The following is a 23055-nucleotide window of genomic DNA, read 5'->3' as shown; positions in this document are numbered from 1 at the left end:
TTTCTCTGGTCGGCCGTGGGGCGCTCGTTGTCGATGCCTCAGCTCCCGTTGCTTACCCGGATACCATTATTCGGGCGCGCCCTGACACGAAGAAGATCATGCCGGAGTATCTGCGCATCATCTGGTCGTCCTTGGCAGTGAGACGCCAGATCGAAAGCCAGGCGCGTACTACAGCGGGTATCCACAAGGTCAATCAAAAGATCCTTGGCGCGATTGAGTTCCCGCTGCCAGACCTGCCGACTCAGCGAGCGCTATGCGCTCAGTGGTCCAACATCGAGCAACAAGCCAGGCATCTCACTCACACGGTGTCCCTCAGTAAACGACGAAGTGTCACCCTCCGCCGCTCACTCCTCGCCGAGGCTTTCGCCGGCCGTCTCGTGCCCCAGGCCCCCACCGACGAGCCCGCCGACGCCCTACTCGCCCGAATCCGTGCCGAGCGCGAAGCAGCCGGACCGACCAAGTCCCGGGGCCGAAGCCCCGCCGGACACCCGCCCAGCGCAAGCGCACCCCGGACACCGCACCGGCACCGGACGCGCCCCCGCGGCCCCCGGCCGACGCTCCCGCCCTCGCCACCGCCACCCAGCCCACCCTTGACCTGGAGATCCCCGCGTGACCACGACCGAGGCCCGTCGGCTCGTCGACAAGCTCTGGAGTTACTGTCACGTCCTGCGGGACGACGGCGTCTCCACCATCGACTACGTCGAGCAGTTGACGCTTCTGGTGTTCCTCAAGATGGCGCACGAGGCGCAGACCCGCCCGCCGATGTTCCGCGAGCAGATCATGCCCGAGGGGTCGGTCTGGGAGAACCGTGGCTGGCCCGAGCTACTGAAGTACGACGGTGCCGCCCTCGAAGCCGCCTACGCCCAACTCCTCGATGACTTGGGCAACCAGCGGAAGGACACCACCTTCCACCTCATCTTCAACGGGGCCCGGAACCGCATCCACGACCCCGCCAAGCTCAAGCGCCTGGTCAAGGACCTGATCGAGAAGGAGAACTGGTCGGGGCAGAAGACCGACATCAAGGGTGACGCGTACGAGGAGCTGTTGTCCCGGGGCGCGGAAGACATCAAGTCCGGTGCGGGGCAGTACTTCACCCCTAGGTCGCTGATCCAGGCCATCATCGACTGCGTCCGCCCAACCCCGGACGACACGATCACCGACCCGGCCTGCGGAACCGGTGGCTTCCTGTTGGCCGCTGCGGAGTACATCCTGCACGAGTACGGCAACCAGCTGACCCCCGAGCAGCGCAAGCACCTCAGCAGCGGTGGTATTTGGGGCACGGAACTGGTCCGCAACACCGCCCGTCTTGCCGCTATGAACCTCTTCCTGCACGGCATCGGCCAGCCCACCGGACCCGCCCTCGTCCAAACCAAGGACGCCCTCGCCGCCCCGCCTGACAAGCGCGCGAGCCTGATCCTGGCCAACCCGCCTTTCGGGAAGAAGTCGTCCATCACCGTCTACGGCGACGACGGCTCCGCCGCCCGCGAGGCGATCGCATACGAGCGGCGCGACTTCCGGGTCACCACGACCAACAAGCAGCTCAACTTCGTCCAGCACATCGCCTCGCTGCTGGAGATCCACGGACGGGCCGCTGTCGTCGTTCCCGACAACGTGCTCTTCGAGGGCGGAGCCGGTGAGACCATCCGGCGGCGGCTGCTCAACGAGTACGACGTCCACACGCTCTTGCGCCTGCCCACCGGCATTTTCTACGCGGGCGGTGTCAAGGCCAACGTGCTGTTCTTCGAACGCAAGCCGGCTCGTCCCAACCAGCCGTGGACCGAGAAGCTGTGGGTCTACGACTTTCGTACAGCCCAGCACTTCACGCTCAAGCAGAACCCGCTCACCTGGGGTCACCTTGAGGACTTCGTCCAGTGCTACAAGCCCGGCGAGGACCGCTCCAAGCGCGTGGAGACCGAGAGGTTCAAGGCGTTCTCGTATGAGGAACTGATCGCCCGCGACAAGGCCAACCTCGACATCAGCTGGCTGCGTGACCCGAGCCTCGACGACGCGGACAACCTGCCCGCGCCCGAGGTACTGGTCGCCGAGATCGTCGAGGACCTCCAGGCCGCGCTTGAGGAGTTCGCCGCGATCGCGGAGACGCTTCAGCAGGCGAGGGGTACGGACAGCATGGTGGGCGGGGGCCCGGCCGAAGAGCAGTGAGCAGGGCCGCCGGGCCGACGGCGGCGCCATACGCGACAGTGATGCCCCGCTGCTCCTCGCAGAGCGGCGGGGCATTACGTGGTCGGGTCAGACTCACACGGGGAACTCGTCACGCCGGACGGCAGCGACGAACGACGACCAGGCGCCGGGCTCGAAGTCGAGTGCCGGGCCGAGCGGTCAGACAGAGCCGAACTCTCCGGCCTTGATGCCCGCCACGAAGGACGAGAACGCTTCGGCGGGGACGTCCAGAACCGGACCGTTCGGGTTCTTGGAGTCACGGACGGGGACCACGCCGCGCGAGGCGACGAGGTTTCCGGCGACCTCGATGCAGGCGCCGCCGTTCTCACTGTACGAGGACTTGAACCAACGGGGGGATTCGGTCGTCACGGGGTGCCCTTTCGCAACTGATTGATCATGGCCACGGATTCCGCCTGCGAGCAAGCCTCAGCCTGTAGTTGATGGTAGGCCGCCAGCAAGGGCAGGACGAACCTGCCGTCTCGTTCGAGATGACCCCGCTGGGCGGACTCGGCGTACGACAAGAGCGAGCGGTCCGCCATCGTCAGGATGTAGACCGGCAGGCTGAGCGGTCGGCGCTCGCCCATGCTGAACGGAGCGATCTGGAGCACGGTGTTCGGCAGCTCGGCGAACTCGATCAGCCGCTCCAACTGGGCGTTCATGACGGCGGGTCCGCCGATGGGTCGACGCAGACAGCTTTCGTCCAGCACCGCGAAGATCAGCGGTGGGGGCGTCCGGACGAGCGCGGTCTGCCGCTCCGCGACGAGCGTGACCCGCTCCTCTGCCTGCTCGGCGGTGATCGCCCCCCGCTTGACGGCGCTGTCCGCCACGATCGTTGCGTACTCCGGCGTCTGAAGCAGGCCGGGAATGACCCCCACTTCGTACAGTCGGATCTCTGCCGCGCGCTTCTCGTGGTCGACGAACTGTGGGAAACCCTCCAACAGGCTGCCGTGGCGGATCTCGCGCCACTGGCGCTCGAATGTGTCCGCTGTATCCGCGATGCCGAAGGCGAGGTCCACACTGCGCGCGAAGCGCAAGGTCGGCATCTTCCGAGCAGTTTCTACGGCTGAGATATGCGAACTGGCATATCCCACCCGCTCCGCCAAGTCCTCCTGTGTCCAGCCGCGTTCCTCCCGTGCGCTGCGCAAACGCGCACCGAAGGCAGCCTGGGGAGAACTGTCCGGGTCCAACTCCTTGCGGTTCAAAGGGCTTTCACCAATCTTTCGTCCCTGTCTGACACGTTGATTGTTTCCCCACCGCAGGCCACGCTGAACCCGCTTGGTAGTGGAAGCGCTACGGAGAGGAGCGGTCGTGTCCGATCAAGAGACGGCTCGGGCGGCCCCGGCTGACGGTGTGGCAGAACTGGAAGCACTCGCAAAAGCCGGTGGCTTCTGGCGACTCGCCCCGAAGTGGGTTCCACGCACCGGTTACGCGTCACCAACCCCCGAGCTGTTGCGGGCCGTTGAGGCTGGACTTCAGAGGAGGTTGTGGGGGTGACCAGCGAGACGCCGGCGACGACTCCGGCACTGCGCGCACCGGCCCTTGAGCCCGTACCCGTGGACGGCTGCCCCGTCTGCACTGCCGCCGTGACGAAGCGGGAAGCGGCTCGACGGTTGGGCAGCGTCGTAAGCCTCCGGAGCACCAACGACGTGATCAGTCAGCACCCGCACCGCCGGGCAACGGACGCGAAGGAGATGGCGGCGTGAACGCCTTCGAGACGAACGAGGAGCCCGCGTACGTGCCCGGTCTGGGGGACTGGACCACCGATGCCCGTACGGGCCGCGTCGGTTCTGTCGTGAGTTGGGACGGCTCGACGTTGACCCTGAGAGCGCCCAACGGTGAGGAGTGGGACACGGCGGAGTTCCGCCGACCGACCACCCGTGAGCTTCTGGTTCCCCGGGTGGCTGAGGCCAACCGCCGTACTCGCCGAGGGCTGTGAAGTGGCGATGCCGCCGGAGGAAACGGCCGACCGGTTCGCGGGCACCCCGTACGGGGCCCGCCCTGCGGGGTGGTGGACGGAGTACGGAGGGGCGTTGGACGTGGCTTCCGGCGTCGTATACCTCCCCGGGTCGGACTACCCGCCGTGTCGTGTCCCGGAGTGCGAGCGATGCCGAGGAAGGACGGAGCGATGAGGAGAGCGGTAGGGCGGCGACCGGCCCGAGGAGTACGAACGGAAGCGGACGAACTCAGGGTTGGTCAGGTCGTCTATGACCGGCACTACGACATGCCCGCGAGGATCACGGGCATTCAGGGCGCGGTGGTCTTCCTCGCCCGTCCCACCGGCCTTGAGTGGCGTACAAGCAGGGTCGCGGTTCGACCGGCCTCAGCGTGGGAGCAGCGACAACTGGCGGCCCTTGCCAAGCTTCACATGCAGCGCCAACGGGGTCTCCATCTCCCCGCCTGAGCTCCCGCCCCTGCTCGCGACGGCTGGCGCTCAGCCGCGATGGCCGGTCGATACGGCCAACTCGCGGACGCCGCTCACCCGCGGGTGCCGCGTGGACAGGTCGCGGACGATCTGCCGGATGGCTGGGCGGTCTCGGACTTCTCCGGGGGAGACGCGCAGGGCGGAAAGCAGCTCGTGGGCTGTCTGCTCCGGCTTGCCCCACTGCCACCACGCACGGCCGAGATCGGTATGCATCCGTCCCTTGCGCTCGGCGGTGGGAAACTGGTCCGGGTGCAACGCCTGGCCGGCCTGGATGGCGGACCCGGCGTCACCCAGCGCCCAGTGAACGCCGACCTCGTAGAGGTCGACGGCTGCCGGGGTGATGGGGAACAAGCGTCCCGCCGGGGCTTGCTGCGGGAGATTACGCGCGGCCTGGGACGCTTCGCGGATCATGGTCAGCGCCTGCTCCCGGTCTCCGGCGCGCGCAGCCGTGTACGCCGTGGTGCACAGCATCTGCGCGTAGGCCGCCGACTGTGCGGGAGTCCTCAGCCCCGTGGCCTCGACCTGGGCGGCAGCGCTCAGGATCAGGCGCTGAGCGGCTCCCGGCTGGTCCTGGTGGCGCAGGACGATACTCAGTTCCCGGGCGGCAGCGGCGGTGGCCAGTGGGGAGCCAGAGAGTTCCGCGTAGACGGTGGCGCGGTCTGCGGTGAGGCGGGCCCGGTCGTAGCGACCGATCTTGACGAGGAGCTGGGCGGCCAGGCTGTAGCACGATGAGAGCCGGGCGTGTGCAAGGTCCGTCCGGGACCGGGCGGCGTCATGGGCGTCGGCGAGGAGCCCGGGCAGCGCTTCGAGAAGGTCAGTGTGCCTGCCCGCGTCGAAGAGAGACCGTGCCCGCGTGAGGCGGGTATCGAGGGGAATGGCCGAGCCGGTCGGGGCAGGCGTGATCGCTAGGGCATCGTCCACGCAGGCGAGGAGCTGAGCGGGGGCCGTCAGCCCGGCGGCCGCGAGCAGTGTCCGGCGGCGCATGGGGTCCTCCTTGGCGCAACGTGGACCATCGGCCGCCACTCTAGTGGCTTGGAGCACGCTCAATCCGAGTGCCGCTCCTAAGACCTGGGGTGGCACGCCGACCTCGTGGGCTGCCCGGCGCAGGAGGTGCAGGTCAGCCGTTCGGCTGCCCCGTTGTTCCATTCGGGAGACGGTGGAGGCGGAGCAGCCAAGACGCGCCCCAAGGTCGGCTTGCCGCCATCCCCGCCAGACCCGGCCCATGCGGATGAGTCCTCCGGGGTCTTGGCGGTCCACGAGCGTACGGGCCTGAGCGGAACTCCACAGCGGGTCCATGGTGCGCATCGCGCCTCCCACTGGCCAGGGGCCGGGCCCATCCACGGTAGCCAGTGGGGAAGGGCGCGTCGACGGCGTGTGCAGCATCTGCAAACTGCGTGCACGGCCGGGCAGTTGACCACTTCGCGCTGTCGGCTGGTGGTGTCGTTCCACTACGGCCCGCTCGGAGCGGCGGGCCCCGACGAAGCCACGGAGGGCAATATGACGCCAGCAGTGGACACCAAGGTTCGAGACCCTCGGGGTTACGTGAAGCGGGAGGTGTGGGACCGGGAGATCCAGCTCCTGATGCGTGACCACCCGGTGGACGAGGTGATGGCCAACCGGCTGTTCGGGGCGGCAGTCTCGTACCTGATCACGGCCATGGAGAAGTGGGGCCAGGGCCTGGAGATGTGCTGTGGCCGCCTGATCGACATGGCGGTGCACGTCTTCATCCTCGACACCAAGAACTACCGCGAGTTCTGTGCGGAGCACTTCGATGGCAAGTTCCTGGAGCACATCCCCGAGATCGAGTTCAAGTACGACGGCTCTGTGGAGCGCACGGCGCAGATCATCGCCGACGCGGGCTTTGAAGTGGACTGGAAGCTCTGGGAGCGCGACTACGGCGCATGCGGTCCGTGCAGTCCGGGGGCGGACTGCCACTGACCTGAACCGGTCGGGCCCGGGGGCGTCTTGAGCGCTCCCGGGCCCTTCGCGTGTGCATCCGGGCGAGGTGGTGTCATTCGCCCGTGCGTGGGAGAACGGCCGGATACGGTGTCCAGCTCAAGGGACACCGGTCACTCCATCCTTCCGAGGAGTTCCATGCCTCACGCGCCGATGACACCGGCCGAATACTGGGACAAGTACAAGCCTCACAAGGGCGAAGGGCTCCAACCGGCGCCGTCGCCCGAGCGCTTCGACTGGACGCAGTACCCCGGCCACGGCCCCGGCGCCGAAGTCCTCGGCACTCCCCGCCGCGCGCTGGAGCTCGGGCCGGCGGAGGGCAAGGAGGCCGCCCACCTAGCTCATCAGGGCGTCGAAGTGACCGGTGTCGACTTTTCCCCTGTCCAGGTCGAACGTGCCCGTTCCTGGTGGAAGGACACCCCCGGACTGTCGTTCGTCCACGGCGAGGTGTGCACGTACCTGTCGTCCACGTCCACGGAGTACGACGCGATCTATTCGGTGTGGGGGGCCGTGTGGTTCACAGACCCGGAGGACCTGTTTCCCTGCGTCTTCAAGCGGCTGTCCCCCTGCGGCGTCTTTGCCTTCTCGCAGGCCGAACCGGTCGCCGGGTCCCACGGGCCTCAGCCGATGCGGGGGAAGTGGCTCGAAGGGCGCGAGCGAGAGCTGACGGTGCTTCGCTGGCAGTACGCCCCGCAGACGTGGGCGGACATCCTCAAGCGGCACGGCTTCACCGACGTTGACGCCCATATCCTCAGTGCTCCGGAACCGGGGAGCCTGGGCACGCTCATGGTGCGCGCGCAGGCTCCTGCGTAACGCGCCCCGCACACTCACGAATCCAGTGTCCACCGCGCCGTTCGGCCGCTGAACGCTGAACGCTGAACGCTGAACGCTGAACGCTGAACGCTGAACGCTGAACGCTGAACGCTGAACCGGAGCCCGGAAAGCCGGGTCCCGGTGGGCCGTGCGACGGGGCGGCGGGCCATAAAGGAGAAAGAACTCTTGGGAGAGAAGCCCTCCAAACCAACCAAACCCCGTTTTCGTCACTCGCTGGAGTGAATCATCCCAACTCGGCTGGCGCGGTGGCGGTTTGGGCGTGCAGGCTCGGCGGAGACAACCGCAGACATGCGTCGGCCCCCGCCGGGACTTCCACCTCCCAGTGCGAGGGCCTGACCACCGAGGAAGATCTAGAGGCTCTTCCCTATGGCTGAGACCAAGCCTAGCGGCGCGGTGCGCCCGCAGCCGCCTGTTCGGCGAAGCACCACCCATTCCGGGGTCACCCACATCAGGGAGTACCAGCCTGACCGGTTTACGATCATCGGCAACCACCTCGCGCAGCACCGAGAGTTGTCCCTGACCGCCATCGGGCTCGGACCCACATCCTTTCGCTGCCCCAAGGCGCCTCCGCCGACATCCGTACCCTTGCCGAGCGTTTTCCCGAGGGCCGGGACCGGATCGCCTTCGCCCTGCGTGAGCTGGAGGCGCACGGCTATATCGAGCGGGTGCGCGAGCGGGCCGACGGTGGGCGCGTGGTCACGCGTACGTACGCGTACAACGCTCCGGCGCTCACGCGAGCCCGTGAGGGGGTGGCGGGCGGGCCGGTCGTCGCCGTCGCGGTGGTGAGGCCCAGCCCGGCCGACGGAGTTGCTTCCGCCGTCTCCGTGGGGCCCACTGCCTCCCTGGCTCCCTCAGCGCCCGTGGTTCCGGAAGCTCCCGATGCTTCCACGGGCCCTGTCGCCCCCGTCACCCCTGCGGTTTCCGTCCCGCCGGTCGTGAATGACGAGCCCGGCCACAAAGACCTCGCACCGCCCGCACCCGAGCCCCCCGGACCCGAGCCGTCCAACAGCGAGCACCACGACAAGGCCGTCGCCCTGCTCGTGGGCCTGCGTCGTACCGACGACCGGTTCACGCTCTCGCAGCGGGACGTTCGCCGCCTCACTCCGGCCGTCATCGCCTGGCTCGACAACGGTGCCAGCAGAGCCGCGGTGCACCACGCCATGACGGCCGACATTCCCGCCCTCCTCAAGAATCCGGCCAGCTTTCTCGCCTACCGGCTGCGGGAACTGCTGCCACCACCGCTGCCGCCCTTGCCGGAGGTTCCCCGGGCCCCGGCTCCGGACGTCGAGCCGTCCCCGTCGTACAGCATGGTGGACTGCGCGGGCGGCTGTGATCGTGCCTTCCGCGCGCCGGAGGGAACTTGGTGCCGAGACTGCCGTGCCGAACGCGACCGCCATATCGCCGGGGCGACGGGACCTGACCCGTCCGTGCGGCCTGAGCCGCCGTAGGGCCCTTTGCGGGGCGCCGGGAGCCCGCCGGAGCTCGACCGATTCCCACCACCTTTGAGGAGTACACATGGCTGATCACACGGCCCACTCCGCCTACGTGCAGGTGTACAACACGCTGCGCGGAACCGCTGCCGCTCTGGAAACCCTGAAGCTGACGGGCGCGGGGGAGGGTTACGCGAAACCCCACGCCGGGGCCGCCATGCACGCCGTTCGGTTCGCCGTGGCCGTGCTGTATCCCCTCCTGCCCTGCCAGCCGGGGCCACCCGTATCGGATGACCCTCAACGCCAGCTGGACCTGGCCGCCCACTGGCGAGATGCCGCATATGAGATCGGTGAGTTCGCGCCGGGGCCCGCATTGCGGGTCGTCAGGGGCGAGGAAGGACCTCGTACCCGTGAGGGCGGCGTTCAGGGGGCGTAAGAAGCTTGCGGTGTGCCTCGGTTCACCCTCGCGGAGTCCGTGTTCGCGCTGGCAGAGTGGACGTGTATGTCACTGCGCAGCGGGGGAGGCACGGGAGATGACAGCGATGATCTCCGTGAAGGTCGAGGGACCGGTCGGGCTGGACGAGCCGCAGGATCTCCTGGAGGAGTTGGGGCGGGAGACGGGGCTGGCGTGGCGGCTCGAGACGGCCGGGCAGAAGGGCACCCTCGGCGGCGAACTCGCCGTCACCATGCTGGAGGCCCTGCTGGGCGGTGTCGCCGGGGCCGTGGTGCAGGTCGCCGTGCAACGAGCGGTCGACAACTGGCGGGGCCGACGGCTGGACCCGCCGATCGTCACCATCGTCGTCCAGCCCCCGCAGGCTCCGCAGCCCGTACGGGACCCGGAGCCCCCACAGCCCACGCGGGACCCGGAGCCCCCGCAGCGCTCCGACGACCCCGAGGGGAGCTGACCGGCATGGCATCGCGGGCGTTGGTGATAGGGGTCGGGACGTACGACGACGACTCCGGTATCGACGGGTATCCGACGATCGAGGCGAGCGCCCGTGCGTACGGAGCCGCGCTGGCCCGGGACCCCCAGTGGGGCGACGCGTCCCGGTTCACGGTGCTGGAGCCGCGGCAGGCGCGGACCGCGGACGGTGTGATGCGTGCCCTCCACGAGGCGGCCGCGGCGGGTGAGGGGCCTCAGGACACGCTGCTGGTGGTGTACGTCGGGCACGGCGCGTACTGGCAGGACGTGCCCGGCGGCCAGGTCCACTTCGCGGTCGGCTCCTCCCGGATCAACGAGCCCTGGACCTGGCTGTCCGCGTGGTACGTGTACCGGGCGATCAGGAAGAGCAAGGCCGGCCTCAAAGTCCTGATCGCGGACTGCTGTTACTCGAACATGCTGCCCCACCTGGGCCCCGAGTCCGCCCTGCCGGGCGCCCTCGGCACCCGCCTCCAGGGCACCTGCGTACTCACCGCGGTCGGCGGCAACATCCACAACGCGTGGGCCGATGCCTGCGCGAACCTGCCCGGGCCCCTCGACACCTGCACGCCGTTCAGCGGCCATCTGCTGAACGTGCTGGGGCAGGGCATGCCCGACCACCCCGACGACCTCACCCTCGGCGCGCTTCGCGCCGGCATCGACGAGAGCATGCATGAGTGCGGCGTCCACCACGCGCCCCGCATGCTGCTGAACGACGCCTCGGAGGCGACCGCGCTGTTCACCAACCACGCCAAGGGCCGCCGGCCCCGGACGCGCACGCCGGCCACGGTGGACGAGTGGGTCCGCGAACTGCTTCTCAACGGCGAGCGCAACCTGGGCGATCTGATGAGCCGCCCGGATCTCGCGGGCCGCGTGGTGGTGCGGCTGAAGAGCGGGGACGAGCAGAGCCGCGACCTGGCCCGCCGTGTCGACCTGAGGGCCGGCGAGCTGCTGAGCAACCCGGTCGACTTCGTCAGGTACTGGGGTGAGATCGAACCCGCGATGCTGGGCGGCGGATGACCGCCATCGACGGCACCGACGGAGTCAACGGCAGCAATGCCGCCAACGGCGCCGAGGGTGTCCGCCGCACCGACCACCTGTTCCAGCCGGACCTGGCCGAGTCGCTCAACGAGGTGTACGCCTGGGTGACGCAGATGCAGGTCAGGCAGTTCGTGCTGATCCTGAGCAGGATGCGGGAGGAGCACCGCGAGGCGATGGCCATGCGCGCCCTGCACGCCTTCGCCCTGCGCCGTCCGGTCGAGGAACTGGTCGAGCTCGCCCACCACTTCGACCCGCGGGACGCGGTCATGCTGATGGCGACGGCGGCCCTGTCACGGCCGGTCGGGGAGGCGGCCGAGCTGGCCCTGATGCAGCAGGAGGCGGAGTCCGGCGGCGAGCGCGCCCCGATCACCGCGAGCATCGTGCACGACGTGGCCTGCCAGCGCACGGCGTTCGATGTGGCGGTGTTCGTGCGGGTGCTGGAGCGGCGGCAGTCGGCGCTCGCGAAGCGCACCGTGCAGGTGTTCGCGAGCCCGGGCTCCGGCCGCACCAACCTCGACAGGGCGTTGCTGCACACCGCGCTCCGCGACGAGGGCTGCGAACGCGAGGCCGACCGGCTGCTCGGGCTGACCCTGCGGGCGCTCGCCGACAGCCCGCCGGGCGCCGCCGGCGCGGGCGACGACGAGGAGATGGCCGACCTGGCGGGCGCGTTCCAGCACCTCAGCCCGGCCGGGCGGGTCCTGGAGCACTGGGTCGAGGAGCGGCTCAACGCCTCGGACGCGACCGAGGTGGAGCGGACCCGGCGACTGGTGGCGAAACTGATCGCCCGGCGCGGCACCGGCCACGACGCCCTCGCCGAGCACATCGGCCGCACCACACAGCCCCGGCACGTGGTGAAGCTCTGCGCGATGCTGGCGAAGGACGAGGCGGCCCCGGCCAAGTGCGCCCTGGTGCGGCACTACGCGGCAGGGCACAGCAACGTGCAGGAGCTGGCCGTGCTCGTGGCGTCCTGGTACAAGGAGCCGGCCCTCACCCGTACCACCCGGGATCTGCTGGCCGACATCGTGGCGGGACCCGACCCCGGTGCCTCGCCCCGCTCGCTCGAAGCGCTGAGGCAACTGGGCGAATGGCTGCGGCTGGACGATGCCGCCCCCGAGTGCTCCCGGCTGCTGTGCCACGTCGCCGCCGTACGGGTCGAGGAGCGCTCCGGCGCCGATCTGGTGACCCTGCTGGGCCGTGTCGAGCGCAGCCGGGACCGGACCCGGGCCGCGGACGAGGCGGGGCGTCGGCTGGCCATGGACGTCATGGGCCCCGGCGGGAACCGGGACTGGTTCGTGGAGTGTCTGCGCGCGCTGCACGACGCCAGGCACGCGGCCGCCGTACGTGCCGCCTGCCGTGAACTCTCCGACCCGTCCCACGAGTTGCCGGTCGACGCCGCGCTGGTCGCCGATGTCGCGGGACGTCTGCACCGCGCCGGGCTGCACAAAGTGGCCTGGACACTGCTCGAACGGCTGCTGGAGAACGAGCAGTTGGTGACTCCGGCCGATGTCGTCGAGGTCGTCGGCCGGGTGCTGGAGCTGCCGCTGCCGGACGCGGAGCTGCTCCTGCGGGCCACCGTGGGCCGCTGGTCGGACGTGGGGCACCGGGACGACGCGGTGGCCGCGTTGCGGGCGGCCGGGCGGTGCGAGGCGGCGGACTGGGTCATCAAGTCCCTGCGGTGACGGGCGGCTCCACGCGCGCCTCGTGTCGGGGAGCGGGCAAGGTGGGCGATACGGCCGCCATGTAGCGCCGGCAGGCCCGTACCAGCAGCGGGAACACGATGGCCGCCGAGAGGGCGGCGACCACGGGCGTCACCTTGGCCAGCAGGTCGGCCTCGCCGTCCCTCTCGTCCAGGTACCGCAGCAGCGTGCACAGCACGAGCACCGCCAGATGCGTGAGGAACAGCAGCACCGGCCGTACCGCGGGGTCGCCGGGGGCGGCGAAACGGGAGACGTGGTCCCGCGCGTCGTAGCGGCGCAACAGGCGCCCCACCAAAGGCAGGTCGATCCTCGCCAGCCACGGCAGCCCCAGCAACAGCGCTGAGCCGATTCCGATGGCGGCCATGCCCCGCCACACGTCGTCCCACTTCGCCTCGTGTATCACGACGGCGATCGCGACGAACGTGGCGTAGGAGAGGGCCAGATGCACCATCCGGCGCGTTCCCCGGAATTCCAGCTGTTTCATCGCCACCAGGACGACGCCTGGCATGGTGTACACCACCAGCGTCGGCACACTGTTGAGGGCGACCAGTTCCTCCCACGTGCCCTGTACCACGACGAGTGCCAGCAGGCCGATGGCGAAGTTGACCAGCAGGATCATCCAGTAGGCGTCGATCTCGGCGCCCCGGAAGCGGAACGAGGCCCGGCGCGCGGTCTGCAGTCCCCGGTGGGTGAGGTGGGCGCGGCTCAGGGCGGCGACCTCCCGGGTCAGCGCGTGTGTGAAGACGATGCCGGAGCCCATCGGGGACACGATCGCGTCGAGGCGGACCAGCCAGGCCAGCCAGAACAGCGTCAGGCCGAAGGCGAATTGGGAGTACGGCGATTCGAGCATGCTTGCGTCGAGCCTGCCGCAGTGTCTGACGAACACCCACTGCAGCGCCGTGTACAGCAGGAACGCGCCGACGATGGTGCCGTACACCGCCCACCGCAGCCGCGCGGCCTCGCCCACGCCGCGCCGTTTGACGTTGCCGGCGAAGTCGAGCGGGGCCTGGAAACCGATGTACGCGTAGATGACGCCGCCGCCCAGCACGACGTACAGGGGCGACAGATCCCCGGGCTTGGTTCCGAGGTTCCTCGACTGCTCGCTGAGATACCACGAGACGTCGGCCGGCTCGCAGCTGTCGGCTCCGGCTCGCAACAGGCAGATGATGATCAGTACCGGGATCAGGACCTTCACCACGGTGACGAAGAGGTTCAGCCTGATCAGCCGACGCGGCGGCAGCAGGTTGAGCCCCATGATCAGCGCCAGGAAGCCGACAGAACACAGCCAGCCTGTGGGGGAGAGGTCGTAGTGGTCTCCCTTCTTGTCCAGCAGTGTGGGAACCCAGTGCGCCAGCCCGCGGACCATGGCCACCGCCTCGCTCGCCGGGTTCACCGCGTACACGATCCACAGCGCGGCGGCCACCACCGTGGCCACGAGCGGTCCGGCGGCCTGCAGCGGCAGGAAGATCAGCCCGCCCGTCTTGGGGAGGGCGATCCCCAGTTCGACCATCACGGCGGCGATCAGCAGCATCAGCGCCCCGCCGATCACCCACGCCCATACGGCGTCCATGCCGGCCTCGGCGTAGGCGGGACCGGCGGCCAGCAGCCACCCCGAACCGACCACACCGCCGGCGGCGAGACCCACGAGGTCCAGGGTGGAGAGCCGACGCCGCTCGTCCGCGTCCTCCGCCGAACCGTCCTGCAATGTGCCCCGACCGCTCGTCCGCCCCAACGCTCTCCCCCTTTACCGGAGTTCCGGTGGACCAGCCATGGGATCAAGGATTTCCCTGTGTGTCAGCCTTCCCGCCAGGCCTTTTACGGTCGCTGTCCCCCATGAGCTGCTCATCTTCACAGGTTACGCATGAGTGGACACGTGGGGTGAGGCGAAGTCGTGAAAGCTGCCGCGCGTATCGCCGTGTATCGCCGACGCCGTGTTGGCAAAGGGGGTGCTGGCGCGGGCGTAGCGTAGGTGTATGTCGAAGTACGGATCCTTTCCCGGTACGCGGCCGAGGCGGCTGCGTACGTCGCCCGTGATGCGGCGGATGGTCGCGGAGACGCGGCTTCACCCGGCCGACTTCATCCTCCCCGCGTTCGTACGGGAGGGCGTCAGTGAGCCGGTGCCGATCGCGGCCATGCCCGGGGTCGTGCAGCACACCCGGGACAGTTTGAAGAAGGCCGCGGTGGAGGCCGTTGAGGCCGGGGTTTCCGGGATCATGTTGTTCGGGGTGCCGGAGGAGTCCAAGAAGGACGCCCTGGGGACGCCGGGGACCGACCCGGACGGGATTCTTCAGGTCGCGATCCGGGATGTGCGGGCCGAGGTCGGCGATGAGTTGCTGGTGATGTCCGATCTGTGTTTGGACGAGACCACCGATCACGGGCATTGCGGGGTGCTCGATGCCGAAGGACGCGTCGACAATGACGCGACTCTTGAGCGGTACGCCGAGATGGCCCAGGTGCAGGCGGATGCGGGCGCGCATGTGGTCGGGCCCAGCGGGATGATGGACGGGCAGATCGGGGTCGTTCGTGATGCGCTCGATCAGATCGGGCGGGAGGACGTGGCGATCCTGGCCTACACCGCCAAGTACGCGTCTGCCTTCTACGGGCCCTTCCGGGAGGCCGTCGCCTCGTCGTTGAAGGGCGACCGGAAGACGTATCAGCAGGACCCTGCCAATGTGCGGGAGTCGCTGCGCGAGCTTGCCCTCGATCTGGAGGAAGGCGCCGACATGGTCATGGTCAAGCCGGCCGGGCCTTACCTCGACATCCTCGCGCGCGTGGCCGACTCCGTGGATGTGCCGGTTGTCGCCTACCAGATCTCCGGTGAGTACTCGATGGTCGAGGCCGCCGCGGAGAAGGGGTGGATCGACCGGGACCGGGCGATCCTGGAGACGCTGACCGGCATCAAGCGGGCTGGGGCGCAGAACGTCCTTACGTACTGGGCTGTTGAGGCTGCGCGGATGGTGCGCTGAGCGCCAGTACCTGGCGGGTCAGTGGGCCGCGTAGGCGGTGAAGGCCGACCAGGCCTCCGGTGAGGTGGTGAAGGTGGGGCCGTCGTTGCCCTCCGCGGTTTTGGAGTCGCGGATGTGGATGGCGTGGGGGGTGACGGCCACCTCTATGCATGCGCCGCCTTCGTCGCCGCTGTACGTCGACTTGAACCAGTGCGGCGCGCTGATCATGGCTCCCCCAGCATGCGGTCCAACAGGGCAGAGCGCTGCGTTCGGTCGGGCACCCCGTACGTGAAATCTGTACGGGATTGCGCACTGCACCAGTGTGGCCACGGACTGTGACTCCTGTCTCGTGAACGCGAAGATTCAATTCCCTGTCGTCCGCGAGCGCTTCTACCGCCGCGACCGCAGATCCGTGCCCGCGGCCAGGGGCTTCGCGCGGACGGCGCTCGCCGACTGGGGGCTGGCCCAGGCCGAGCGCAGTGGTGATGTGTCGCTGTGTGTGAGTGAGTTGGCGACCAACGCTCTTGTGCATGGGGTGCCGCCGGGGCGGGGGTTCCCGCTGCGGCTGGGGTTCGACGGTGGCGTGCTGCGGGCCGAGGTGCACGACAGCGGGGCCGGTGAGCCGCGCGTCGACGAGGAGCCCGACGACGGAGGGCGAGGGCTGATGCTCGTGTCCGCGCTCAGTGACAAGTGGGGAGTCGGGGAACGGAACCCCGGGAAGGTGGTGTGGTGCGAGTGGGTCGTCGCATGAGGGTCCGCAGTGTGTGGCGTCGAGGCTGGGCCCTCGTCTCGTACGCCTTGGCCGCCGTCGTACGCCGTCAGCGCGATGAGGCTGGCGGCGAGAAGACGAGTGGTGCTGACGGACCCTCGTGGGTGCCGGCTGTGGGGGTGGGAGGTCCCTGGCCCTCGGTGGAGGGCCATTGGCCGCCTCGGCGTGATGTCGCTCAGTAGGACAGGGCGTCGTCCATGCTCGACTGCCAGTACGTGACCGCCAGGGTGCTGTCGTAGTACACGCCCTCGGCGGGGAGGGACGGGAGCGCGGAGGGGCCGCCGTTGCTGCCGGGCTCGAGGCCCTGGAAGCCGACGGTGAGCTTGTGGGCGGTGGTGCCGTTCTCGCCGCTGCCGTCGGCGGAGGAGAGCAGGACACCCGCGTAGCCGGACTCGCCGGGGGCGAGGGTCACCACGGCCTGCGGCTGGGAGTCCTCGATCACGCGCGGCGCCGACTGCGCCTCGCCGAACCGGACCGAGGGGTTGTAGTAGAGGTCGCAGAACTTCGAGCCGGTGTTCTTGACGGTGATCAGCATGTGGTTGAGCGGGCGGGAGACCGGCTGAACGGTGACCGTGGTGTTGGAGCCGTTGCAGGTGACACGGCTGGCGGGGTCGGCGGGGTCGTCGGTCCCGCCGTTCGCGGAGGTCTTGTCGGCGTCGGTGCCGGTGCCGGTACCCGTCGTGGAGGAGGCATTGTCGGTCGTGGAGCCGCCGGTGGTCGAGCCCGTGGAGCCGTCGGCGGTCGTGCCCGAGGTGCCGTCGGCGGTCGTGCCCGAGGTGCCGGTGGTCTGCGAGGTCGAGGTGGAGCCGCCCGGCGCACCCTCGTCCCGGGTGCCCATTCCGTTGTCGCACGCCGTGAGGGCGAGGGCCGCGAGGGCGACTCCGGTCGCGGCGAGCAGACGGTCCGGGCGGCCGACTCGGACGGTACGAGCGGTGCGGAACGTGCGCATGATGAATCCCTTTCGGACAAAGCCGGTTGAAGAGGCCGAGAACACGTGGTCGAAGCCGTGCCGCTCGACCGGTCTGCCGGGGGCGGCGTGCTTGGATGACCAGAGCTTGTGCGGTGATCCGTCCCAGCCGCCACACCTGGCGGACGATCAGGGACGCTGGAACGCCCACACCGGCTTTGACCTGGGGATACGTCCCTTCCCTGGAACGCGGGAACGGGACGAGGTGGACGGAGGAAGTGTGTCGGAGAGCGGTTCCGGGAACGGCATGGCGGCCGATTTCGCCGCGCTGCTGCGGGAGTTGAAAGAGCGCTCCGGACTCAGCTACGGCGTGCTCGCCAAGCGGCTCCACATGAGTACGTCGACGTTGCACCGGTACTGCAACGGGGACGCCGTACCCACGGACTACGCGCCCGTGGAGCGGCTCGCCCGCCTCTGCAAGGCGGCTCCGGAGGAGCTTGTCGAGCTCCACCGGAGGTGGGTGCTCGCGGATGCGACGCGGGGGCGCAAGGGCGTTGAGCCGGGGGCTGGGGCGGCGGCTGCGGCGGACGCGGTGGATGCGGATACGCCGCTTTCGGAGGCGGTGTCTTCGGGCGCGGGGGCGAGCCCGGAGGGCCTGCTGCTCCCGGGGGACGTCCTTGAGGGGGGTCCCTCCGGCACTCGGGAGCCCCGAACCCGTCGCCGTACGCGTGTCGCCCTCATCGCCGGGGTCGCCGTCGCCGCTGTGCTCGGGGCCGTCACCCTGGCCATGAGCCTGCCGTCCGGTGGGGCGGAGGACGGGAGCGAGCGTAAGGTCGGGGCCGCGTCCGCCGGGGCCGGGGGTACGGACGAAGACGGCGAGAGTGCTTCGGCTTTGCCGTCGAGTGCCTCGCCCTCCGCCTCCGCCGGGAAGAAGGGTAAGGACAAGGGCGACGGCAAGGGGGCCAAGGCCGGTGCGTCGGCCGCCGCCGGATCCACCCCGACGAGCCCCGGGGCGGGCGGCGCCGGCTCCGAGTCCGGCGCCGTACCGCTGACCGTGAAGGTGCAGCCGTACACCTGGGAGAGCCCGTGCGGGCAGCGGTATCTGGCCGACCGGGAGCCGGAGGAGGTGGCGGCGCCGCCGCTGGAGCAGGACGCGCCCGCCTGGGTGGCCGCGGCCGGGGCCGTGTCGTCGGGGAAACAGTTCGTGACGCTCACCGTGCAGGGCACCGGCGCGGAGACGGTGGTGGTGGACAGCCTGAAGGTCCGGATGATCGAGAAGCGTTCGCCGCTCGCCTGGAACGACTACGTCATGGGGTACCCCGGCGTCGGGTGCGGTGCCGGGGTTCCGACGCGGTCCTTCACGGTCGCCCTCGACGCCACGCGTCCCGAGGTCCTCCCCAAGGCGGGGAGCAAGGACTTCCCGTACTCGGTCAGTGAATCCGACCCGGAGGTCTACTACATCACTGCCGACGCCTCCGCGTACTACGTGAGCTGGCACCTGGAGCTGAAGTGGTCCAGCGGCTCCCGCAGCGGCACGCTGAAAGTGGACAACAACGGCACCCCGTTCCGCACGAGCGGCAACAACGGGCGCCCGGCCTACGAGTATCCGCTCGGTGGCCCGAAGTGGGTCGAGGAGGGGACGACACTGGGCGACCAGGGGGCAGAGCAGGGGGCAGAGGGATAAGGAATTGACGAGTTCTCATCAATGAACATACGTTCTGCGCCTGGCTGATCCGCTCGGAACGGCCGATGCCGATTCCCGGGGGAAGTCATGAGCTGGTTCTTCGTCGTGCTCAAGAAGTACGCGGTCTTCAGCGGACGCGCGCGCCGCATGGAGTACTGGATGTTCACGCTGATCAGCTCGCTGATCTACTTCGGGGTGTGGGCCCTCGGCCGCAACATCGACTCGGAGATCCCCGAGTTCGTCTTCCTCGCCGCGTTCCTGGTGCCCTCCCTGGCCGTCACCGTTCGGCGGCTGCACGACACCGGGCGCACCGGTTGGTTCGTCCTCATCTCGTTCATCCCCTGCATCGGCACCATCGTCATGCTCGTCTTCACCGCCACCGAGGGTGAGCGGGGGCAGAACAAGTACGGTCCCAACCCCAAGGAACTTCAGACGCTCGCCGACGCCGGCTAGGAGAGCCTAGGAGCGGTCGGCGGTGACGCGTGCCGTTGCCGCCGGGCCCTCGTCCCGTACGCCCTGGCCGTCCTCGCATGCCGTCAGCGTCAGGAATCCGGCGAGGACGAGAGCGAGCGCCGGGGCGAAGAGACGGGTGACGGTGGGGGAGGCGACGCGGGCAGGCATGACGGTCCCTTCCATGGGGGGCGTTGGGTGTGGGGCCAGCATGTGATGTGATCCGTCCCGTACGCCACAGGAGTGGGCACACATGGGACGTCCAAGCCGTGTCCCACGCCCTGACCTGCGAAAAGGGCGTCCCATGGGGGAGCGGTACGGGACGCCCCGCAAGACCGGGAACCGCATCCGGGCACTATCAAGTCGCCCTGAGAGTTAAGTTGTTGCTCCTTTAACGATGCGACTCTCCAGGGAGAGCTTTATGGCCGGTGACGCGCTCAGCCAGGACCCCGCCGAGCTGCGGAAGAGGATCGACACCACCAAGGCCCACCCCGCACGGGTCTACGACGTCTTCCTCGGCGGCAAGGACAACTACCCCGTCGACCGCGAGGCCGCCGCGGCCGGGCTCGCCGCCAACCCGCGCGGGTACCTCGATGTACGGCACAACCGCGACTTCATGCGCCGCGCGGTGACCACGCTCACCCAGGACGAGGGCATCCGGCAGTTCCTCGACATCGGCACCGGGCTGCCGACCGCGGAGAACGTCCACCAGATCGCCCAGGCCATCGCCCCCGAGTCGCGGGTCGTGTACGTCGACAACGACCCGGTGGTGCTCGCCCACGCCCGCGCGTTGCTGACCAGTGGGCCCCAGGGCGCCACCGACTACATCGACGCCGATCTCAAGTCGCCGGCGCACATCCTCGAACAGGCCGCCAAGACCCTCGACTTCGACCAGCCGATCGCGCTCTGCCTCGTGGCGATCCTGCACTTCGTCGAGGACGAGAAGGCCTACCCCGTCGTACGTGAGCTGGTCGACGCGCTGCCCTCCGGGAGCCGGCTGGTGCTGAGCCACCTCACGGAGGACCTCAACCCCGCGAGCATCCGTGCGGTGCAGCGGACGTACACCGAGCGGGGGTTCACTTTCGTGCTGCGGACCAAGGACGAGGTCGCCCGCTTCTTCGAGCAGAGCGACCTCGTGGTGGATGAGCCGGGGGTTGTGCCCGCGCATCACTGGCGGTTCTCGGGTGGTGCGCCTGTGCCTCCGGCGGTTGAGCCGCAGACCTTGGCTGAGCTGGACGATATTGACAAGGTTCGGTATCGGGACATCAACGATGTGACTGACGCGGACATCAATGTGTATGCGGCGATGGGGCGGAAGGCGTAAGACGTAGGGGCGGATTGGGCTGTGGGTAGCTGCGGGCCGGTGGGGGCTGGTCGCGCCCACGCGGCGGAGCCGCATATCGGCACAGCCCCGCGCCCCTAAAAGACTCGGGCTGCGCCCCTCGAAAAGACCGGGCCTGCGCACCTAAAGCCCCTTACGGGACGCTGAACCATGTTTCCGCCAACGACTCGAAGTCCTTGCGCGGGGGCGTCGGCAGGGTGCGTAGGTACCAGTTCAGGTCGCTGTAGACGTGCAGCAGGGCATAGGCCATGAGTTCGCGGGGGGCGAACGGGAGCTGGCCGTAGGCCTCGTAGAAGAGTTTGAGGAGGTGGGGGTCGGCGCGGGTGAGGAACAGGCCGACGCTCACGAAGTCGTACGCGGGGGCGCCGACCATGGCGGGTTCGAAGTCGAACAGGCCGGTGAGGCGCCAGCCGTCGTTCGGGTCGACGGTGAGGTGCTCGCGCATGAACTCGGTGTGCAGCAGCACCGGGCGGCGCGGGGCGGGTAGTGGGACGGAGCGCAGGAAGTCCGGGATCTGTTCCAGCCAGGGCGCCGACAGACCGCCGCCGACCTGCTGTTCGACCGCGGCCGCGCGCTGTCCGGCCATGAACCTGGCCCAGTCCGGAGGTCCGACGAGCGCGGCCATCGGGGCGGCGTCCAGGTCGTGCAGGGCGGCGAGGCACTCGGCCGCCTCGGCGACGATCCGCTCCTGATACGCCCGGGAGGCGCGCGGCCAGGCCTCGTTGAGGTCCTCGCCAGGCAGCCGGGACATCAGCACATAGCGCCAGCCGTTCTTGTACTGGTCGGCCGCGTGCAATCGGGGTGTCGGCAGGGGAAGTTGACCCCACAGGCGGGCCAACAGGTGGGCCTCTCTGACGGCTTCGGCCGCTTCGAAACCCGGATAGAGCTTCAGTACGAGGGCGTCGCCGACCGAGTACACGGGCAGCGAGCCCTCTGGGAAACGTACGATCCGGGCGCCTGCGAGGCCGAGCTGACCACAGAGATCCTGGGCAGCCGGCCGCAGCAGCGCCTCGTCACTGACGACTTCTCGCAACTCGTCGTTCGTGTCCACGCTGGGCAGCATGCGCGGCAGCCTAGGGGGTGCGGGCGGGTGCTCGCATCGCGGAATGGGTGGATGTAGGGGGCATGTATCGATCTATGGTATGGGCGGGACGGGGTCCTGCCGTCCGTTCGTGCCGAGAGCTGTGGGGTGGGTGCAGTGGATGCTGGGCGAGGCGTGGATGACGTGCGGTTTGTCGGGGGCGCGGGGGTCGTGGGCGGTGAAGGGGATGGGGCGACGGTCGGCGCCGGCGCACCCGTGCCCGGCTTCGCGGGGCGGGTGACGGCCGTCCAGGGTTCCCCCGTACGGGATATCCTCGCCGTCACCTCGCGGCCTCAAGTCGTCAACTTCGCGGGTGGGTTGCCCGCGCCGGAGCTCTTCGACACCGAGGGGATGGCGGCGGCGTACCGGGATGTCCTCGCCGGGTCGGCCGGGCAGGCCCTGCAGTACGCGACGACCGAGGGCGAGCCGGTGCTGCGGGAGGCGCTCGCCGCGCGGTACCGGGCCCGCGGGCTGCCGACGGGCGCCGACGACGTACTCGTCACCACCGGGTCGCAGCAGGCACTGTCGCTGCTCGCCACCGCGCTCGTCGACCCGGGCGATGTCGTGCTGGTCGAGGACCCGTGCTATCTGGCGGCGCTTCAGGTGTTCCGGTTCGCGGGGGCGCGGGTGGTGGCCGTGCCGGGCGACGAGGGCGGAGTGGATCCGGACGCGCTGGAGGAGCTCGTCGCGCGGACCCGGGCCAAGCTCTTCTACACCGTCCCCACCTTCCAGAACCCCACCGGACGCACTCTGCCGGCCGAGCGACGGGCCGCCGTCGCCGCCGTCGCGGCCCGGCTCGGCCTGTGGATCGTCGAAGACGACCCGTACGGCGAACTCCGCTTCGAGGGCGAGCGGTTGCCGTGGATCGCCGCCCACCCGGGCGCCGAGGACCGTACGGCGCTGCTGGGCTCCTTCTCCAAGGTTATGGCCCCGGGTCTGCGGCTGGGCTGGCTGCGCGCCCCCGCCGGGCTCCGCCGCGCCTGCGCGGTCGCCAAGCAGGCGGCCGACCTGCACACCCCGACCCTCAACCAGCTCGCCGCGGCACGCTACCTGGCCGACCGTGACCTCGACGCGCATGTGGACCGGGTCGCGGCGGCCTACCGCGAGCGACGCGACGCCATGCTCGCGGGACTGCCGGACGCCCTCCCCGAGGGCTCCACCTGGAACCGCCCCGAGGGCGGCATGTTCCTCTGGGCCCGCCTGCCCTCCTCGTACGACACCACCGCCCTCCTCCCCCGCGTGGTCGAACAGGACGTCGCGTACGTGCCCGGGGCGCCCTTCTACGCCGGGGAACCGGACCGGGCGACCCTGCGGCTCTGCTTCGTGACGCAGGCGCCGGAGGAGATTCGGGAGGGGCTGCGGAGGCTGGGGAAGGGGCTGGGGGCGTAGGCCGGGGCTTG

The 23055-nt window shown here is 69.5% G+C and carries 24 protein-coding genes; 16 read left to right on the top strand and 8 right to left on the bottom strand.

Annotation, left to right across the window (positions count from 1 at the left end; genetic code table 11):
- Nucleotides 1-609 precede the first annotated feature (609 nt).
- Complete coding sequence (locus tag F3T56_RS30660; RefSeq protein WP_149828581.1) at nucleotides 610-2160, top strand: HsdM family class I SAM-dependent methyltransferase; 1551 nt, start codon at nucleotides 610-612, stop codon at nucleotides 2158-2160.
- A 177-nt stretch (nucleotides 2161-2337) separates the two neighbouring features.
- Here the strand turns inward: F3T56_RS30660 and F3T56_RS30650 are convergent, their stop codons facing one another.
- Both F3T56_RS30650 and F3T56_RS30645 read right to left on the bottom strand, forming a co-directional pair.
- On the bottom strand, nucleotides 2338-2547 hold the full coding sequence (locus tag F3T56_RS30650) for a DUF397 domain-containing protein (protein WP_149828580.1): 210 nt from the start codon (nucleotides 2545-2547) through the stop codon (nucleotides 2338-2340).
- On the bottom strand, nucleotides 2544-3380 hold the full coding sequence (locus F3T56_RS30645; protein ID WP_149828579.1) for a helix-turn-helix domain-containing protein: 837 nt from the start codon (nucleotides 3378-3380) through the stop codon (nucleotides 2544-2546). Before F3T56_RS30645 ends, F3T56_RS30650 begins: the two co-directional genes overlap by 4 nt.
- Before the next feature lie 288 nt (nucleotides 3381-3668).
- Between F3T56_RS30645 and F3T56_RS30640 the strand changes: the two genes are divergently transcribed.
- Both F3T56_RS30640 and F3T56_RS30635 read left to right on the top strand, forming a co-directional pair.
- A complete protein-coding gene (locus F3T56_RS30640; protein WP_149828578.1) occupies nucleotides 3669-3881 on the top strand; it encodes a hypothetical protein in 213 nt (70 codons plus the stop codon).
- A complete protein-coding gene (locus F3T56_RS30635; RefSeq protein WP_246204047.1) occupies nucleotides 3878-4114 on the top strand; it encodes a hypothetical protein in 237 nt (78 codons plus the stop codon). Before F3T56_RS30640 ends, F3T56_RS30635 begins: the two co-directional genes overlap by 4 nt.
- A 495-nt stretch (nucleotides 4115-4609) precedes the next feature.
- Here F3T56_RS30635 and F3T56_RS30625 read toward each other — a convergent pair whose 3' ends face one another.
- Nucleotides 4610-5905 (bottom strand): helix-turn-helix domain-containing protein, encoded by a 1296-nt coding sequence (locus F3T56_RS30625; RefSeq protein WP_149828576.1) that lies wholly within the window; start codon nucleotides 5903-5905, stop codon nucleotides 4610-4612.
- Between the two features lie 105 nt (nucleotides 5906-6010).
- Here F3T56_RS30625 and F3T56_RS30620 point away from each other — a divergent pair, with 105 nt between their 5' ends.
- From F3T56_RS30620 to F3T56_RS30585, 7 genes are all read left to right on the top strand, one after another.
- Nucleotides 6011-6538 carry a glycine-rich domain-containing protein gene (locus tag F3T56_RS30620; protein ID WP_246204045.1) on the top strand — a complete coding sequence of 176 codons (528 nt, stop codon included), beginning with the start codon at nucleotides 6011-6013 and terminating at the stop codon, nucleotides 6536-6538.
- A gap of 156 nt (nucleotides 6539-6694) precedes the next feature.
- Complete coding sequence (locus tag F3T56_RS30615; RefSeq protein WP_149828575.1) at nucleotides 6695-7369, top strand: class I SAM-dependent methyltransferase; 675 nt, start codon at nucleotides 6695-6697, stop codon at nucleotides 7367-7369.
- 956 nt (nucleotides 7370-8325) lie between these two features.
- Nucleotides 8326-8838, top strand: coding sequence for a hypothetical protein (locus F3T56_RS49850; RefSeq protein WP_342787005.1), 513 nt, complete (start codon nucleotides 8326-8328; stop codon nucleotides 8836-8838).
- A gap of 67 nt (nucleotides 8839-8905) precedes the next feature.
- Nucleotides 8906-9256 carry a hypothetical protein gene (locus F3T56_RS30600; protein ID WP_149828574.1) on the top strand — a complete coding sequence of 117 codons (351 nt, stop codon included), beginning with the start codon at nucleotides 8906-8908 and terminating at the stop codon, nucleotides 9254-9256.
- A gap of 97 nt (nucleotides 9257-9353) precedes the next feature.
- On the top strand, nucleotides 9354-9725 hold the full coding sequence (locus F3T56_RS30595; RefSeq protein WP_149828573.1) for a hypothetical protein: 372 nt from the start codon (nucleotides 9354-9356) through the stop codon (nucleotides 9723-9725).
- Between the two features lie 5 nt (nucleotides 9726-9730).
- Complete coding sequence (locus F3T56_RS30590; RefSeq protein ID WP_149828572.1) at nucleotides 9731-10759, top strand: hypothetical protein; 1029 nt, start codon at nucleotides 9731-9733, stop codon at nucleotides 10757-10759.
- On the top strand, nucleotides 10756-12459 hold the full coding sequence (locus tag F3T56_RS30585; RefSeq protein ID WP_149828571.1) for a hypothetical protein: 1704 nt from the start codon (nucleotides 10756-10758) through the stop codon (nucleotides 12457-12459). The genes F3T56_RS30590 and F3T56_RS30585 overlap by 4 nt, the downstream gene beginning before the upstream one ends.
- On the opposite strand, the gene F3T56_RS30580 is transcribed toward F3T56_RS30585, so the two are convergent.
- Nucleotides 12443-14209, bottom strand: a complete 1767-nt coding sequence (locus tag F3T56_RS30580) for an APC family permease (RefSeq protein ID WP_149828570.1) — start codon at nucleotides 14207-14209, stop codon at nucleotides 12443-12445. The genes F3T56_RS30585 and F3T56_RS30580 overlap by 17 nt on opposite strands.
- Nucleotides 14210-14450: 241 nt before the next feature.
- On the opposite strand from F3T56_RS30580, the gene hemB reads away from it, so the two are divergent.
- The gene (gene hemB, locus F3T56_RS30575; protein ID WP_149828569.1) at nucleotides 14451-15443 is read left to right on the top strand and encodes a porphobilinogen synthase; all 993 of its coding nucleotides are present in this window, start codon (nucleotides 14451-14453) and stop codon (nucleotides 15441-15443) included.
- Nucleotides 15444-15461: 18 nt separating this feature from the next.
- On the opposite strand, the gene F3T56_RS30570 is transcribed toward hemB, so the two are convergent.
- Nucleotides 15462-15650, bottom strand: a complete 189-nt coding sequence (locus F3T56_RS30570; RefSeq protein WP_149828568.1) for a DUF397 domain-containing protein — start codon at nucleotides 15648-15650, stop codon at nucleotides 15462-15464.
- A gap of 121 nt (nucleotides 15651-15771) precedes the next feature.
- Between F3T56_RS30570 and F3T56_RS30565 the strand changes: the two genes are divergently transcribed.
- Nucleotides 15772-16173, top strand: a complete 402-nt coding sequence (locus F3T56_RS30565) for an ATP-binding protein (protein ID WP_149828567.1) — start codon at nucleotides 15772-15774, stop codon at nucleotides 16171-16173.
- A gap of 193 nt (nucleotides 16174-16366) precedes the next feature.
- On the opposite strand, the gene F3T56_RS30560 is transcribed toward F3T56_RS30565, so the two are convergent.
- Nucleotides 16367-17140 (bottom strand): DUF4232 domain-containing protein, encoded by a 774-nt coding sequence (locus F3T56_RS30560; protein ID WP_149828566.1) that lies wholly within the window; start codon nucleotides 17138-17140, stop codon nucleotides 16367-16369.
- Nucleotides 17141-17405: 265 nt separating this feature from the next.
- On the opposite strand from F3T56_RS30560, the gene F3T56_RS30555 reads away from it, so the two are divergent.
- Both F3T56_RS30555 and F3T56_RS30550 read left to right on the top strand, forming a co-directional pair.
- On the top strand, nucleotides 17406-18782 hold the full coding sequence (locus F3T56_RS30555) for a helix-turn-helix domain-containing protein (RefSeq protein ID WP_149828616.1): 1377 nt from the start codon (nucleotides 17406-17408) through the stop codon (nucleotides 18780-18782).
- 87 nt (nucleotides 18783-18869) lie between these two features.
- Complete coding sequence (locus F3T56_RS30550; RefSeq protein ID WP_149828565.1) at nucleotides 18870-19235, top strand: DUF805 domain-containing protein; 366 nt, start codon at nucleotides 18870-18872, stop codon at nucleotides 19233-19235.
- A 6-nt stretch (nucleotides 19236-19241) separates the two neighbouring features.
- Here the strand turns inward: F3T56_RS30550 and F3T56_RS46480 are convergent, their stop codons facing one another.
- A complete protein-coding gene (locus F3T56_RS46480) occupies nucleotides 19242-19403 on the bottom strand; it encodes a hypothetical protein (protein ID WP_172639219.1) in 162 nt (53 codons plus the stop codon).
- Nucleotides 19404-19653: 250 nt separating this feature from the next.
- Here F3T56_RS46480 and F3T56_RS30545 point away from each other — a divergent pair, with 250 nt between their 5' ends.
- Nucleotides 19654-20556 carry an SAM-dependent methyltransferase gene (locus tag F3T56_RS30545; protein WP_149828564.1) on the top strand — a complete coding sequence of 301 codons (903 nt, stop codon included), beginning with the start codon at nucleotides 19654-19656 and terminating at the stop codon, nucleotides 20554-20556.
- Between the two features lie 151 nt (nucleotides 20557-20707).
- Here F3T56_RS30545 and F3T56_RS30540 read toward each other — a convergent pair whose 3' ends face one another.
- Nucleotides 20708-21637, bottom strand: coding sequence for a phosphotransferase family protein (locus F3T56_RS30540; RefSeq protein WP_149828563.1), 930 nt, complete (start codon nucleotides 21635-21637; stop codon nucleotides 20708-20710).
- Nucleotides 21638-21871: 234 nt separating this feature from the next.
- Here F3T56_RS30540 and F3T56_RS30535 point away from each other — a divergent pair, with 234 nt between their 5' ends.
- Nucleotides 21872-23044: an aminotransferase-like domain-containing protein gene (locus F3T56_RS30535; protein WP_172639223.1), complete on the top strand. Its 1173-nt coding sequence runs from the start codon at nucleotides 21872-21874 to the stop codon at nucleotides 23042-23044.
- The last annotated feature ends 11 nt before the right edge of the window (nucleotides 23045-23055 follow it).

The sequence above is a fragment of the Streptomyces tailanensis genome (genome assembly GCF_008386495.1).
Taxonomy (GTDB): domain Bacteria; phylum Actinomycetota; class Actinomycetes; order Streptomycetales; family Streptomycetaceae; genus Streptomyces; species Streptomyces tailanensis.
Note: the sequence above shows the minus strand (reverse complement) of the source record. Positions and strands in the feature narration are given on the sequence as shown.